This is a genomic window from Terrisporobacter mayombei (assembly GCF_020748465.1).
In the GTDB taxonomy this organism is placed as follows: domain Bacteria; phylum Bacillota; class Clostridia; order Peptostreptococcales; family Peptostreptococcaceae; genus Terrisporobacter; species Terrisporobacter mayombei.
The window spans coordinates 177,182-192,711 of record NZ_JAHZMP010000005.1; the positions used below are offsets into that span (position 1 = coordinate 177,182).

Genomic DNA, 15,530 nt, shown 5'->3' on the forward strand with positions numbered 1-15,530 from the left:
TCTTATACCCTTTCTTTATTGTTATATTTAATCAATCCATAAAGACAAGCTCCAAAAGGTATGGCAAAAACAGTAAACAATTTATTAGGGCTTTCACTAATAAAACTCTTATTATTACTAATAAAACTACTAGACACATAATGAATACAAGTCTTAAACTTTTTCATAAATCCTTTGTCATATTTCATATGAACCTTTCTTGCAAAGGCAAACCCTCTAGGATTTTTATAATATTGCCTAAACATATTCATACTAGAACCATCTTCCATATACTCAACCATACACACAGCTTCATTTAATATAAGTAATTCATAGTCTTGATCAGCTAGTAAATACTTATAGTCTAGTGGAACAAACTTTTCATTTTTAAACTCAGGATACTTGGGATAACTATTAATAATATCTGTTCTATAAATTAACTTCTTATCTCCTTTTCCTCCATTATCATAAAATCTACCTAATGTAGTAGACTTTTTATCAGGTAACCTACATCCTATTACTTCACCATTTTTGTATACGTCTAAAGCGATTATCCCACTGTATTTATCACTACCATTTTTCTTCCAAAATCCTGTAATCAGCTCCACAGCATTATCTGGCATAAAATCGTCTGAATCAACGCACACATTAAGCTCTGTAGCAATCAACTCATAAGCAGTATTATGACCTGTATGCATTCCACCATTTTTTTTATAATGATACCTAATTTCAAATTCATTATCTTCTTTCATCCACTTCTTTACTAATTCCTTAGTATTATCAGTAGATCCATCATCTATAATTAGCCATACAAAGTCTTTACAAGTTTGTCTTACTAAACTTTCGTAACATTGATTCAATATATAAGCTCTATTATATGTTGGTGTAAAAACTGTAAGTGTTGCCAAGTTTAATCCCCCTTTGCCATATTTTCCAAATAAAACTCCTGTAGCCATATAGCATTTGATTTTATATCAAACTTAGCGTCTTGAATTTCATTATATAAATTTTTTCTTATCTTATTTTTGATTTTAATAATTTCATTAGCCCAGTACTTTGGATCTTCTTCTATACTTATCCTCTTTACGTTTTTAGTTACTATACATTCCTTAGGAACTTTATCTGATATTATACAATTTAATCCTGACGCTTGAGACTCTATCATAGTTAATGGAATGCCTTCATATAAGGAGGGTAATATAAATACATCCATCCCTTGCATTAAATCATTTACATCATCTCTAGTCCCTAAAAATTTAACTTTGTCTAATAATTCTAAGCTCTTAACCTTTTTCTTTATTTCTTCCTCCAAAAGTCCATCACCTATTAATAGTAGGGCTGCATTGGGTTCTTTTTTGCAAACTTCTTTAAAAATATCTATAATAAAGCTATGGTTTTTTTCCTGTCTAAATCTTCCCACATGACCTATTACAAATTTATTTGTAATACCTAGCCTTTCTTTCACTTTTAATGATTTTTCTTCATTATATATATACCTTTTACTATCAATAGCATTATTTAAAATAATAAAGTTTGATGTGTTAAACATCCACTTACCAGATTCTTCACCGCAGGCAAACAGGTAATCTGCATACTCCGGCATAGATTTTTTTGCTATTAACTTAACTATATACTTAAAATTTTTATTTTGATTAGAGCTATGACTATGAGCTATAGTAGAAGGTACACCATTTTTCTTTGCATACTTTAAAATTACCCCACTTAAGCAATCTTGATGGCAGTGAACAATCTTATACTCCTTGTGATCCTTGAAAAAATTATCCAAAGCTTTTAGATACTTTGGACTAAATGGATTCAACCTAGGCAAATGATAAATCTTTCCTCCTAATTTTTCTATCTCATCATCATAGTCCCATCTTTCATACCTATGTGTTAGAAAATCAAACTGAACCTTACTTCTATCAATATTTCTATAGTAATTCATAATCATGGATTCAAGTCCTCCACGCCCCATATATGTTACTACATGCAAAACTCTGATTGGTTCACCCATCTTCCCATTTCCTCCACAGTTTCCTCAACTACCTTATCCTTATCAAAAATATCCTCCATATGTCTTCTACCTGCTTGTCCCATCTTCACCTTTTCCTCAAAATCCATATCAACAAACATCTTTATCTTCTTATAAAGATCTACACTATCCCTCACCTTACAAGTACATCCGCTAATACCTTCCACCACAGCTTCCCTACAACCATATATATCACTAGTAATAATCACTCTCCCCATTGCAGCACCTTCTAGTAACACATTTGCCATACCTTCATGATATGATGGAAGGACTATACAATGGCTATCTTTAATAAAAGTAGTTACATCTTCTTGATAACCATAATATTTAATAAGTCCTTCACTTTGTAAATCCTCTATCAAGTTTTTATAATCTTCTTCAAACCATCCTATAAAAGAAAACTCCACATTTGAGTATTCTTTTTTTATTCTTTTGATTGCTTCAAATAGCTCATTGACCCCTTTTTCAGCCATTATTCTGCCAATAAATAAGAACTTCACTATATCGTCTGAGGGCATCTCACAGTATTGAAACTGCTGAAGATTTACGCCTGCTCCTTTTAAAACTATTGCTTGATCCTTATTAATAGTTTTATCATCTATTAAAACTTGAGCGTTTGCAATGTTTTCAAAAAACACTCCTTTAGCTTTTTTTAATCCTATTTTGTATAATCTACTTACTATATTTTTTATTAATCCCTCTCTATAATAAGCACTTCCAAGGCCTGTCACATTTGCCATAAATGGAGTTTCATGTAATCTACATGCTATGCCTCCATAGATATTAGATTTTATTGTATATGATAAAACAATATCTGGCTTTTCTTCTTTGATTATCTTTGTATAATCATTTAGTAACTTAAAATCCTTTACTGGATTTACGCTCTTTCTGTCCACATTAGTATCAATTACCTTAACCCCTAGGTCCTTGATTTTATATATATCTTGTGAAAAAGGGAGAGATATTACTACCTCATACCCCTCCTTTACAAGTTTAGAAACTAATTCTTTTCTAAATTTATAAATAGTAGCAAAATGATTTGCTAGTATTAGCAGCTTTTTCCCCATAATAAAAACCCCTAAGTAAACGTATTTTTACTTTTCCAATTTTCCTTCAACAACCCCATCTTTTTTTAACACTTTAAATATAGTTAAAAAGAAACATTTAATATCAAAAGTAAAATCCATATTATCAACGTATTCCCCATCATAACAAGCCTTGACATCTATTGACAACTCATCTCTACCGTTGATTTGAGCCACCCTGTAAGACCTGGCACTACGTCGTTTGCGTTGTATTTGTCTCTTTCTTCGATTAAATCAAACTGATTCCAAAGTGCTGGTCTAGGACCAATTATACTCATTTCCCCTTTTATAATATTGATAATCTGTGGTAACTCATCTAAGCTTGTTTTTCTCAAAAATCCCCCAATTTTTGTAATATAAGCTTCTGGATTATCTAATAAATGAGTAGGCATATCCTTTGGTGTATCAATTCTCATTGTTCTAAATTTTAAAATATTAAATTCTCTCTTATTAACCCCGATTCTTCTCTGTTTAAATAAAACAGGCCCCCTTGAATCCAATTTTATTAATAAGATTATTACTAAAAATAATGGTGATAAAATTACAATTCCTATTATTGAAATTAAAAAATCAAAAAATCGCTTAACCTTAGGGTAAAATTGTTTAATTTTACCCTGTAATTGCAACCTTATTCACACCTCTTTTTTCTTTTATTATGTAAGTAGGTACTAGCTCTTTTATAACATACCTAACTTCATCTCCGTATTCTTTTTCTGACACATATTTCAAATGTCTCAACCTATCAAAAAACTCCCCTTCGTTAACTTCAATAGGTTGTCCCACATAAATCTTATCTTTTCCTGTGTGTCTTAAACCTTCTTCATCCATAAGTATTTCTTCATATAACTTCTCACCTGGTCTGAGTCCTGTGAATTCAATCTTTATATCCACATCTGGCTCCAAACCGCTAAGTGAAATAAGATTTTTTGCTAAGTCCAAAATTTTCACTGGTTCCCCCATGTTTAGCACGAAGATTTCGCCACCCCTAGCGATTGTTCCTGCTTCCAACACCAACGAAACTGCCTCTGAAATTGTCATAAAAAATCTTGTTATTTCTGGATGAGTTACTTTTACTGGTCCTCCTCCTTCTATTTGTTTTTTGAATAGAGGAACAACAGAACCATTACTTCCGAGGACGTTGCCAAATCTTACTGCTACAAACTCTGTTTCACTATTTTTATTTAGAGTTTGTACTATCATTTCGCAACATCTTTTTGTTGCACCCATTATATTTGTTGGATTTACTGCTTTATCTGTGGAGATTAATACAAATCTTTTCACCTTGTATTTTGCTGAAAGTTCTGCCACGTTCAACGTTCCGAACACGTTGTTTTTTATGGCTTCACAAGGACTATCTTCCATAAGAGGTACATGTTTATGTGCTGCAGCATGGAATACTATTTCCGGCTGGTAGTTTATAAAAATTTCTTCCATCCTACGTTTGTCTCTTACAGATGCAATCAAAACCTTTAAGTCCAGATTTTTATATTTTCTTATTAATTCTTGTTGCAGTTCGTATACATTATTTTCATAGATATCTACTAAAATCAACTCATCCGGATTTAAAGAAGATATTTGTCTGCAAAGCTCTGATCCAATTGAGCCCCCTGCTCCTGTTACTAACACTTTTTTCCCCTTTAAAAAGCGAAGTACTTCTTTGTCTCTGATTTTTACACTTTCTCTTCCTAGTAAATCTTCTATGTTCACTTCTCTAATGTTTTTTATCCCAACTTTTCCATCAATAAGTTCATAAATCCCTGGTATGGTCTTTATTTTGCACTTTGTTTTCTTGCAAATTTGCATAATCTCTCGTTTTCTTTTTCTTGTTATTTTAGCTATACTAAAAATAATCTCATCAATTTCTAAGTTTTGTGCTATTTGCTCTATATCATCAGTTGTTCCTATTACAGGTACGTTGTAATAAGATTTTCCTAGCTTATTTTCATTGTCATCAATTATTCCCACAGGGTACATATTAAGCTGTGGATTTTCAAACATTTCTTTTAAAATAAGATTACCAGCTGAACCTGCTCCAACTACCAATACTTTCATTCTATTTTCCATATTTTCATTTAATCTAAAATAAAGTACTGCTTTTCTTGCTGTTCTATATAAAATTCTTATACTACACATTCCCACATGAATTAATAAGGCATTTGTCACATAGAAAATTCCATCATAGTTAATATTCTTTATTTTAAAAATAATAAAATACGAAAAAGTTGAGATTATTGTAGATAATAAAATCATTATGATTTCTCTGTCCACACTGGTAGACCATAATGTTCTATAGATTCCGGAGATTGAAAATATTGTTAGACATATTATTATCATTGTTATTAATGGTAATAATATATTTTGTTGCAAATATGAAATGCTCATGGTAGCTGATAAAGATATGATAAAAGCCCCTATAAAGATTATGGTGTCAGATATTAGTAAGACCCCCTGTCTATATCTAAAGTCACCATACTCCCTACTGTAGTAATTGATTTTTCCTAAAATTTTATACCCCATTTAGCCATCTCCCCTACAAACAACCAATCCATACCCCTACAAATTAGTTATCTTCTTTTTCTTCTTTTAAAAAATGACTTTTTGTTTTCCTCTTCATAATATCCGTAATATTTGTAGTATTTGTGATCATCTGCTTTAAACTTGTTAAGTACTACTCCTATAACATTTGCATTAACCTTTTCCAGTTTATCTTTTGTAACTTTTGCCATTTGTTGGTCTATACTTTCTGACGCATTTACTATTATTGTTCCATCTGAATATCTCGCTAAGATGGCTGCATCATTTAGTCTTCCCAGTGGTGGAGAGTCTATAAAAATGTAATCATAATCCCCTTTTAAACTTTCTATAGCATCTCTAAATTTTTTTGATTCTAATAAAACTGAAGTGTTAGACAGTGATATTCCACAAGTTAATACATCAAATTCATTCACATTTTTTATACATTCTTTCATGTCCATATCATTCATAATTACGTCTGCTATTCCATTTTTGTTATCTAGCTCTAGAGTACTAGCAACTGATTTTTTCCTAAAATCGCAGTCAATTAGGAGAATTCTATGATTTTCTAAATCAGAGAAACATTTTGCTATGGAACATACTGTAGTAGTTTTTCCTTCATTCATTTCAGCACTGGTAAAAACTATTGTTTTCAAATCAGTATTTAATGAAATATTAGTTCTTATTTCTCTGTAAGCTTCATTAACTTCAAAGCTTCCACTGTCATATAGCCCTAACATATTTGCCCCCCTTATTTTTTTAACGATGCTTTCCTTTTGAAGAATCTCTGTCTAAAGGAATAGTTCCTATTAATTGATAATTCCAGTATTTGTTTACATCATCTGGTGTAACAATTTTTGTGTCTAAACATTCTCTAAGTAAAACAAAGAATACAGACAACACAATTCCTATTGCTGCAAATTTGAATAAAGTTAAATCTCTTGGTCTTCCTATTAATGATGCCTCCGATGCATCATATACTACTTCTACACAGTCAATTCCAACAAGTCTTATTAATTCCTCGTTGAATGCTTCTGGTACCTTTTCAGCAACTTTTTTTGCCATCTCACGACTTTCACTTATTACAGTAATATCTAAAAAATCAGTTGTTTCTTCTCTTTGTGTAACACTTATACTCCCCACATCTGATGATGATACCTTTAGTGAACTTGCTATTATGTTTACTACATTTGGCGATGATGCCAATGATTTATAAGATGTTGCGATATTCTGATTTTGTGCCACATTATATGTTGAGTATGGATCTACAATTTCTGTATCTTCATCTTTTTTGCTACTTTTCTTTTTCATTAGTTCTTTAGAAGTGTTTATTCTTACAGTTATATTTGAACTATATGTTGGTAGATAACTCATATAGTTTTGGTAAGTTTTATACGCCCCAAAGGTCAAACATACAATCATTGTTAAAATAACTATAAGTTTTCTTCTTTTGAACATGTCCACATATTCTCTTAAGTTAATACTCGGTTCCATTACTCCCTCCAATTCTCGCATATTCTTTTAGATCTTCTGTAATAGTTTTTTCCATACTTTCAGAAGTATTAAGTCCAGATTTATATTTTTCTATAAACGTTGGATCATCAATTTCTTCTTCTAAAATTTCTATGGAGGTCATATTTTTTATGTTGTAATAATTGAATTCTTCGAAGTTGTTCTGAATAGATACTAGATAATAGTTTTCATGGTCGTTTGCCATGTATATTGGATTGACTTTAAAAACCCCCCCTTGATTTTTATATTCTTTACTGCAAATTAACCCCTGACTATACTTCTTGTAACAATAGATGAAAGTAATTTTTTTATTTTTCATAATTGCTTTATCGATAAGTTCAATATTCCTATAAATCCCCTCATTCATAGTTTTACATGTCTCATCAATAAATACATTACTTTCAACAACCCTACCCCTGTAAATAAAATTAAGTTCGCTTATCTTTTCTAGAAGTTCTTCCGTTTTTTTCTTGGTGATAAATTTGCTAGATTTTACTGAGTCCATTAAAAGTTTCAACTCATATTCTTGAAAAAAAAAGTCATAAAGAAAATACCCCTCTTTTTCCTTATCGTAATCACTAACTCTCAAACCAATATGTCTCATATCTTTAATATAAGCATACATGGTTCTTCTATCCAAAGTGATACCTAACCTTTCTTCCATATGTTTGTTTATTTCTTTTATGGATATGGAGACATCTTCGCTAGAATAAGTTCTCAAAATATTAATAAAAGTGCAGAATTTAATATTATTGCTTACTTTTTCCATATAAATCCTCCCATAATTCCAGATATAAATAATATTGTATATATTTTCGATTTTATTTGGAAATATTTTCTAATTTATATCTAAGTTTATTATATATACATCCAAAAAAATGTACAACTAAATTGTACATTTTTTTGGACATTATTCGTTCTAACTTTTTCGACATTTTTCTTTTTTGAGTTCCTTAACCAAAGCAATTCCTATTGCTACAATAACAAATGCAAAAGGAAAAGATACCACTATGGCGAACCTTTGCAGTATATCCAGTCCTCCAAGCATTATAAATACTATGGCAAATAAAGCTTGAATAACTCCCCATATAATTTTATTAATGTTTTTAGGATTTAAGCTTCCTCTAGAAGTAAACATACTAAGTACGTATATAGCTGAGTTTGCTGAAGTAATAAAAAAAGTAAACAACAAGAATATGGCTGTTATGGAAAATACAAATCCACCTTTATAGTGAGAAAATACTTTAAACAAACTTGTATCAGTACATGTAATTGCTTCTTTCGCAAACTCATAACCTAAGTCCATACCCATCATTCCAAAAATTACAAACCAAAGCATACATATAATAGAAGGAACTATAATTACTCCTAAAATAAACTCCCTTATAGTTCTTCCTTTTGAAATTCTTGCTATAAAAACTCCTACAAAAGGTGACCAAGAAATCCAATAAGCCCAGTAAAAAATCCTCCATTTATATACCCATTCATTGCTAGTAATAGGATTTATAAATAAACTTTGTGATACAAAATAATTAACATAGTCACCTACACCATTTACAAATGTATTCATGATTTCTGAAGTGGGTCCTACAAAGAAGCATCCCACGACAAGAATAGTAGCTAAGCCCAAGTTTATGTTTGATAATTGTTTCATTCCTTTGTCCAATCCACCAACAGCTGTCCATATGTAAATTACCGTTATTACTAATATAATAAGAAGTTGAAGTTTGAAGGTATTTTTTATTCCAAATAAATACTCCACTCCTCCACCAATTTGCATAGTTCCCAGTCCCATAGATGCTGCCACTCCTATTACTGTAATAAAAATAGCAAGAACATCTACTATTAACTTTATGGAATTTTTGTATTTATTATTTTCCAAAATAGGATCTAAAGTAGAACTAATAAGTCCCTTTCTTCCTTTTCTAAATTGAAAATAAGCCAAAGAAACTCCTATAACTGCATAAGAAACCCAAGACATTACACCCCAGTGAATAAAACTCTGCTCAATAGCAAATCTAATTGCATCCTCACTGCCACCTACTGCATTTAGTGGATTAACAAAATGACTCATAGGCTCCCATGCTCCAAAAAATACTAACCCTATACCCATTCCAGCCCCAAATAACATGGAAAACCACACCACATTGCTAAACTCTGGCTTGTCGTTCTCTTTACCAAGCTTTATATCTCCGTATTTACTAAAAGCTAAATACAAAGAAAAGAAAAAAATCCCCAGCATAAGCATAAGATACATGGGACTAAATTTATCTACAAGTACATTGAATAACTTTGTTGATATGTAATTAAATTTCTCCGGAAATAAAATTCCCACAAATGCCACCGTGGCTGTTAATAACAAAGAAAATATCAGTACATAGTTTCTGTTTTTATGTCTCTTTGTCCCACTTCTATAGTTCACTGATCTTAAAAACATATTATCCCCCCATTTATTTTGATATAATTTATTATTCAAGATCACGGAGAAATAGTACTCTATGAAAAGTTATGAAATTTATTACTTATTTCTTACGACTTATTTTTTATTTAATATACTTTTAACACTCCTTTAACCATAAAATGTAAAACTTGTTGTACTATATAATTGTAAATCGTAAGTTGTAATTCCACTATTTAAAAGTGATTATTACTACCTACCTAGAATTATTTTTCATTTTACTAATGAAAGTATTTCGTTTTATATATCTAAAAAGCTAGGGCCTCATACCCTAGCTTTCTTTTTATACTTTCCCAATTCACATAATATTTAGCTTTCCTGGTTAAACTTATAGGAAGTGCATTTATTTATTAATTGAAAGGTGTAATTAAAATGAAATCAGCGTTAAAGTTTAATGAAGTAATTATTTTAATGGTAGGCTGTTTGTTCATGGCGGTTTCCATAAATATGTTCTTAAATCCTCATAACATTGCACCAGGAGGACTTACTGGTGTGTCAATTATTATTAACACCTTAACTGGCTTGCCAATTTGGCTAATAAACATAACTTTTGATATACCTTTATTCCTATTTGCTTTTCGAATTCTTGGAAAAAAAGATGCATCAAAAACATTACTTGGCATAATATTTCTTACTGCTTCATTGAAAATAACCGAAAATCTAGGAAATATTAATGTTACTAATGACGTTCTTTTATCTTCCATCTCTGGAGGTATTGTACTTGGAATAGCTTTGGGGCTTATATTTAGAATAAACGGAAGTACTGGAGGTACTGACTTAATAGGAATTTTGGCAAATAAATCTTTTCCTTCCCTAAGTGTGCCTACACTTATGGGATTTGCAGATGGTTGCATCGTAGCTTTATCAGGTATTGTTAGCAAAAATATTGAAGTTGCTCTTTATTCTGCCATAGCTCTCTACATAATAGTAAAAGTTAGCGATATAATAGTAGAAGGTATTAATACTTCCACATCTTTTACAATTATTTCTGATAAATATATGGAAATTGGAAGGGCCATAACAGATGAATTGCAAAGAGGTGCTACTATTTTAAAAGGCCAAGGATTATATACTGGGAGTGAAAAAAATGTACTTCTTGTTGTTGTTTCAAAGAAAGAAGTTATTACATTAAAAAAACTGGTTAAACATACAGACCCATATGCATTTATAATAATTACAGATATTTTTGAAGCATTAGGTGAAGGATTTAAACCTATATAACTTATTAAAAAACAAAAGCACTTTCCTACATATTAAATGGGAAGTGCTTTATTGTGATTATTTTATTTCTCATATTATGCCACTGTTCCTTCTCTAGTTTTTTCAATACTAATATACACAGGTGTTCTTTCTTTGAACATACAAACATACCTGTAATCCAAGAACTCTAGCATATCATAAGCCTTATAAAAATCTTTACAAAGATCCTTTGCTTGGTGCGAATCTGAACCAACTGTAATAATTTCTCCGCCTAGCTCTTTATATCTTTGAAGAATATTTTGGTTAGGATGCATGGCTTCCAAGTTGTATCTTATACCAGATGTGTTTATCTCTATACCTTTTCCACTTTCAATAATTGTCTTTAACAAAGTATCTAGAACATCTTTATAATCATTATAAATTACTTTATTATTTTCATAATTTCCATATCTTACAATATAATCTAAATGCCCATAAGTATCAAAGTTCTTAAATTCTCTTACTGTTTCTAAGATACTTGTAAAATACTTTCTATAAGCTTCTTCTTTGCTATACCCCTCAAAGAACTTAGGATCAGGCACATTAATTTTATCTACTATATGAGTTGAACACAATACAAAATCAAAAGCATATTTGTTTATTATATTATTTATTTCATCTTCTAAATGATTTTGGTAACCTACTTCTATTCCTTTATAAAGATTAATATAATTTTTGTACTTCCATTGAAACTCTTCAATAGTCTTACAGTATTTCTCAAAATCAATACTAAATTTATCTGTATTGTACTCCATATGATCCGTAAAAGTTAAATGAGCAACTCCCATATCCATAGCCTTTTTTATTACTTTTTCCATAGAATCCTTACCATCTCTTGAAAAAGTTGTGTGTACATGATTGTCTAACATATTCATAATATCAGTCTCCTTTATATTTTTTGTTAAAATAAATATCTCTTAATATCAATTTTCCATCTTAATAAGATTATTGTATACACTTATATAATATATTTTTTTATGAAATTTTCATTAAGATAATGTAAATACTTTGTTATAAATAAGTTAAAATTTAATTCACTTGTTGCGAATCACTTCATAACACAAACAAGATGCCTTCGGACGATGTATGTTCCAATCATTTTTCTACAGCTTCAGACAACTCCATTGCTCAGAATTTATTTTAATCAAAAAAAGCGCCAACTTAAGTTGACGCTTTTTAATTATTTTATATTTTTTAATATGGCAACAAGATACTTCCAAGTTCTCTCAGTTGATGGTATATCTAAATGCTCATTTGGTGTATGAACATCAAATAGGTTTGGTCCTATTGATATTGCTTGTGCTCCTTTTATTGCATCTAGTAATAATCCACATTCTAATCCTGCATGTATTGCAACTATTTCAGGTTTTTTACCCATTAATTTTTCATATGTATCTACACAAATTTTCTCTAATTTAGAGTCTTTTGCATATTCCCACTCTGGGTAATCATCCATTAAATCTAATTTAACTCCTAATTTATTACATAATAAAGTCATTCTATTGTTTAAATCGTCTTTTAAACTTTTTACTGAACTTCTCGTAGCAAACTCAAACACAAAGTTTTCTTCATTGTTAGCTATAACACCTAAGTTAGTAGAACTTTCAACAAGTCCCTTAATATCCATACTCATTGTTTGGATACCTCTTGGCATTAAATTAATTAACTCAATTATATTTTCTTTGCACTTATCATTTAAAGCTTTATCATATGCTTTTTCACATTTTTCAAATTCTATTGTCACATCTGGATCTGAAGTTTTATATTCATTTTTGAATACTTTTAAAGTATTGTTTATTTCTTTTTCTAAGTTACTTTCATCATTGCTATTTACAAGTATTATACATTCAGCCTCACGAGGAATAGCATTGTTTTTTAGTCCACCTTCAACAGATACTAAATCAAATTCTATATTACAAACATTAGAAATATGATTTAAAAGTCTGCCCATAAGCACATTAGAGTTAGCTCTTTGCTTGTCTATTTCCATTCCTGAATGTCCACCAAGAAGGCCTTTTATATCTATTTTGTAAGCTGATTTTTTATTTTCAACTGCCTTATATTCTTTATCAACTGTTACAACTGCAGTAACTCCGCCTGCACAACTTACAGTTATTGTTCCTTCTTCTTCTGAGTCAATGTTTATTATGTATTGTCCTTTAAATAATTCACCTTTTATGTTCATTGCACCATTCATCGTTTCTTCTTCATCTGCTGTGAAAATAACTTCCAAAGCTGGATGTTCTATATCATCTGATGCAAGTAAAGCAAGACCCATAGCTACTGCTATTCCATTGTCTGCTCCTAAAGTTGTATCTGTAGCATATAAGTAATCTCCATCTACTCTTAATTCTATTGGATCTTTTGTGAAATCATGTTCTTTTCCTTTATTCTTTTCACAAACCATATCCATATGTCCTTGAATTATAACAGTAGGTGCATTTTCATATGATTTAGTAGCTGGCTTTTTAATTAAAACATTTAAATTTTCATCTTGCACTACTTCCAGACCTAATCGCTTTCCTTCACTAGCTAAGTAATCACTAATTCCTTGTTCATTTCCTGAACCTCTAGGTACTTTTGATATTTCTGCAAAATAATTAAATACTAATTCTGGTTGTAAATTTTCTATTTTCATTTTAATTCTCCTTTTAATTAAAAAGATTTAAAGAGAAAACATTTAAGTTTTCTCTTTTGTTTGTAATTTTTTAATTTATATTATTTATTCTTTTAAGTTTTTATAATATCAATTCTTTTTTATACTAACATCATAGCTAAGCATAAGATTATTGATGATGATATAAATATTGCAACTAAAACTTTACTTACAAATTTAACCCATGTAGCATAATCTACTTTTGCTATAGCTAAAGCTCCCATTATTACACCACTTGTTGGTGTTACTAAGTTAACTAATCCACTACCTGCACTGAATATAGATATTATTAATTCAGCTTTGAATCCTAAAGATACTGCTAAAGGTCCAAATATAGGCATTGATAAACCAGCTAAACCAGAAGTTGATGGTATAAAGAATGATAATACCATATATATTAAGAATGCTGCTATTGTAAATACTATAGGTGACATTCCATTTAACATTGATGATGCATGGTTTAGTACATAATTATCTAATCCAGTAGTACTCATCATTACTGATATTCCTTTTGACACACCTATAACTAGTGCAACTCCAACCATATCAGCAGCTCCATCCATAAATGATCCTACAATATCTTTTTCACTCATTCTGTAAACTACTCCTATAATAATTGCCATTATTACAAACCACATGCCTAATTCAGAGAACCACCAGTGCCCTAGTGAAGATCCAGTTAAGAATGATGTACTTGCAAATATTGTTACTCCAAATTCTTCCCAAGGAATTACTGCAGCTACCATCACTAAAAATGTTAAAGTAAATAATCCAAGAACTATTCTTCTCTTAGTAGTAAATTCTACTACTTCTTCACTTTTATCATTTCCTATAAATGCATCATGTGCTTCTTTTATTTCTCTTTCTGATAATATTGAAGCATTTTTATCTTTTTGAACTTTCTTTGCATATTTCATAACGAAGTAGATAGATATTAATAATGATGATAACCATAAAGCTACTCCAGTTCCTATAACTATTATCTGGTTAACTTCGATTCCTACTCCTTTTAAAGCTCCTATACTAGTTGAAACTAAGAAAGGATTTACAGTAGAACCTAAAACTCCACTACCTGCTCCAAGTATAATCGTACCTACTGAAACTAATGGGTCAAATCCTGCTACTATCATAGTTGTTGTAACTAATGCAGCAAATGCTATAGTTTCTTCTGCCATACCAAAACTAGTTCCTCCTAAAGAGAATATTAACATAAGTACTGGTATTAATATTAATTCTTTTCCCTTTAATTTAGCAACTACATTTCCTATTCCTGCATCTAATGCTCCTGTTTTCGCTGTTACTCCTAAAAAACCACCTATTAATAAAACAAATATTGCTATCTCAATAGCCTCGTTTAAACCGTTTATCGGTGCCATAACTAAATCTGAAAATTTAGCCGCTGTAACCCCAGGTATAAATTGTGTTGCTAATGCTATTATTGCTGTAATAATTAATAACACGGTATAGGCCGACGGCAATGTAAATGATTTTTTCTTTTTATTTGGTTTACCCATTTTTCAATCTCTCCTTTTATGTCCTCTTTAATAAACATCTTCTTTTTAAAGTTAAGTTGTTTCTATTTTCGACATATTTTGTTGAATATTTTTATTTTATATAAATAATACCATATTTCGTCAAGAATTTACATAGAAATTTTTTCCATTTTATTCCAAAACTAATCTAAAAATTATAAATTTTCATAATTATTAAAATTTATTTTTTCTTTTTATTTTATTTTTTCACAAAAAAAAACTAGACCATTGCCTAGTTTATTATTGGAGCTGGTGATAGGAATCGAACCTACAACCTGCTGATTACAAGTCAGCTGCTCTACCGTTGAGCCACACCAGCTAATCAAGTTTCTGTTATACTAATTAGTTAATTAGTACTTTCAAAACTGCTAACATTTAATGTTTCCATTATATTTATTGGTCAAGTCCTCGACCTATTAGTATCAGTAAGCTACATATGTTACCACACTTCCACCTCTGACCTATCAACCATGTAGTCTTCATGGGGCCTTAACCTTACGGTGGGAAATCTTATCTTGAAGTA

At 30.3% G+C, this 15,530-nt stretch carries 12 protein-coding genes, 1 tRNA gene, 1 rRNA gene and 1 pseudogene; 1 reads left to right on the top strand and 14 read right to left on the bottom strand.

Features of this window, described 5'->3' with window-relative positions:
- Window positions 1–2: 2 nt before the first annotated feature.
- The 9 genes and pseudogenes from K0039_RS15815 to K0039_RS15855 all read right to left on the bottom strand — a co-directional run bounded on the left by K0039_RS15815 (window position 3) and on the right by K0039_RS15855 (window position 9,559).
- Window positions 3–935, bottom strand: a complete 933-nt coding sequence (locus tag K0039_RS15815) for a glycosyltransferase family 2 protein (protein ID WP_228106040.1) — start codon at window positions 933–935, stop codon at window positions 3–5.
- Window positions 890–1,993 (bottom strand): glycosyltransferase family 1 protein, encoded by a 1,104-nt coding sequence (locus tag K0039_RS15820; RefSeq protein WP_228106041.1) that lies wholly within the window; start codon window positions 1,991–1,993, stop codon window positions 890–892. Before K0039_RS15820 ends, K0039_RS15815 begins: the two co-directional genes overlap by 46 nt.
- Window positions 1,963–3,078: a glycosyltransferase family 4 protein gene (locus K0039_RS15825; protein ID WP_228106042.1), complete on the bottom strand. Its 1,116-nt coding sequence runs from the start codon at window positions 3,076–3,078 to the stop codon at window positions 1,963–1,965. Before K0039_RS15825 ends, K0039_RS15820 begins: the two co-directional genes overlap by 31 nt.
- Before the next feature lie 27 nt (window positions 3,079–3,105).
- Window positions 3,106–3,722: pseudogene (locus K0039_RS15830) on the bottom strand (sugar transferase).
- Window positions 3,706–5,613 (bottom strand): polysaccharide biosynthesis protein, encoded by a 1,908-nt coding sequence (locus tag K0039_RS15835; protein WP_228106043.1) that lies wholly within the window; start codon window positions 5,611–5,613, stop codon window positions 3,706–3,708. Before K0039_RS15835 ends, K0039_RS15830 begins: the two are co-directional and overlap by 17 nt.
- A 47-nt stretch (window positions 5,614–5,660) precedes the next feature.
- Window positions 5,661–6,350, bottom strand: a complete 690-nt coding sequence (locus K0039_RS15840) for a CpsD/CapB family tyrosine-protein kinase (RefSeq protein WP_228106044.1) — start codon at window positions 6,348–6,350, stop codon at window positions 5,661–5,663.
- Between the two features lie 19 nt (window positions 6,351–6,369).
- Entirely contained in the window at window positions 6,370–7,104 is a 735-nt protein-coding gene (locus K0039_RS15845) for a YveK family protein (RefSeq protein WP_228106045.1), read from the bottom strand.
- A complete protein-coding gene (locus tag K0039_RS15850; protein ID WP_228106046.1) occupies window positions 7,088–7,891 on the bottom strand; it encodes a WYL domain-containing protein in 804 nt (267 codons plus the stop codon). The genes K0039_RS15845 and K0039_RS15850 overlap by 17 nt, the downstream gene beginning before the upstream one ends.
- A gap of 150 nt (window positions 7,892–8,041) precedes the next feature.
- A complete protein-coding gene (locus K0039_RS15855) occupies window positions 8,042–9,559 on the bottom strand; it encodes a BCCT family transporter (protein ID WP_228106047.1) in 1,518 nt (505 codons plus the stop codon).
- Between the two features lie 393 nt (window positions 9,560–9,952).
- Here K0039_RS15855 and K0039_RS15860 point away from each other — a divergent pair, with 393 nt between their 5' ends.
- Window positions 9,953–10,801, top strand: a complete 849-nt coding sequence (locus K0039_RS15860) for a YitT family protein (protein WP_228106048.1) — start codon at window positions 9,953–9,955, stop codon at window positions 10,799–10,801.
- 74 nt (window positions 10,802–10,875) lie between these two features.
- Here the strand turns inward: K0039_RS15860 and K0039_RS15865 are convergent, their stop codons facing one another.
- The 5 genes from K0039_RS15865 to K0039_RS15885 form a co-directional block, all read right to left on the bottom strand.
- Window positions 10,876–11,694: a histidinol-phosphatase HisJ family protein gene (locus tag K0039_RS15865; protein WP_228106049.1), complete on the bottom strand. Its 819-nt coding sequence runs from the start codon at window positions 11,692–11,694 to the stop codon at window positions 10,876–10,878.
- 305 nt (window positions 11,695–11,999) lie between these two features.
- Entirely contained in the window at window positions 12,000–13,457 is a 1,458-nt protein-coding gene (locus tag K0039_RS15870; protein WP_228106050.1) for an aminoacyl-histidine dipeptidase, read from the bottom strand.
- 119 nt (window positions 13,458–13,576) lie between these two features.
- Window positions 13,577–14,989 (bottom strand): YfcC family protein, encoded by a 1,413-nt coding sequence (locus K0039_RS15875; RefSeq protein ID WP_228106051.1) that lies wholly within the window; start codon window positions 14,987–14,989, stop codon window positions 13,577–13,579.
- Between the two features lie 262 nt (window positions 14,990–15,251).
- Window positions 15,252–15,326, bottom strand: a tRNA-Thr gene (locus tag K0039_RS15880).
- Between the two features lie 77 nt (window positions 15,327–15,403).
- Window positions 15,404–15,530, bottom strand: a 23S ribosomal RNA gene (locus K0039_RS15885); the annotation flags it as partial.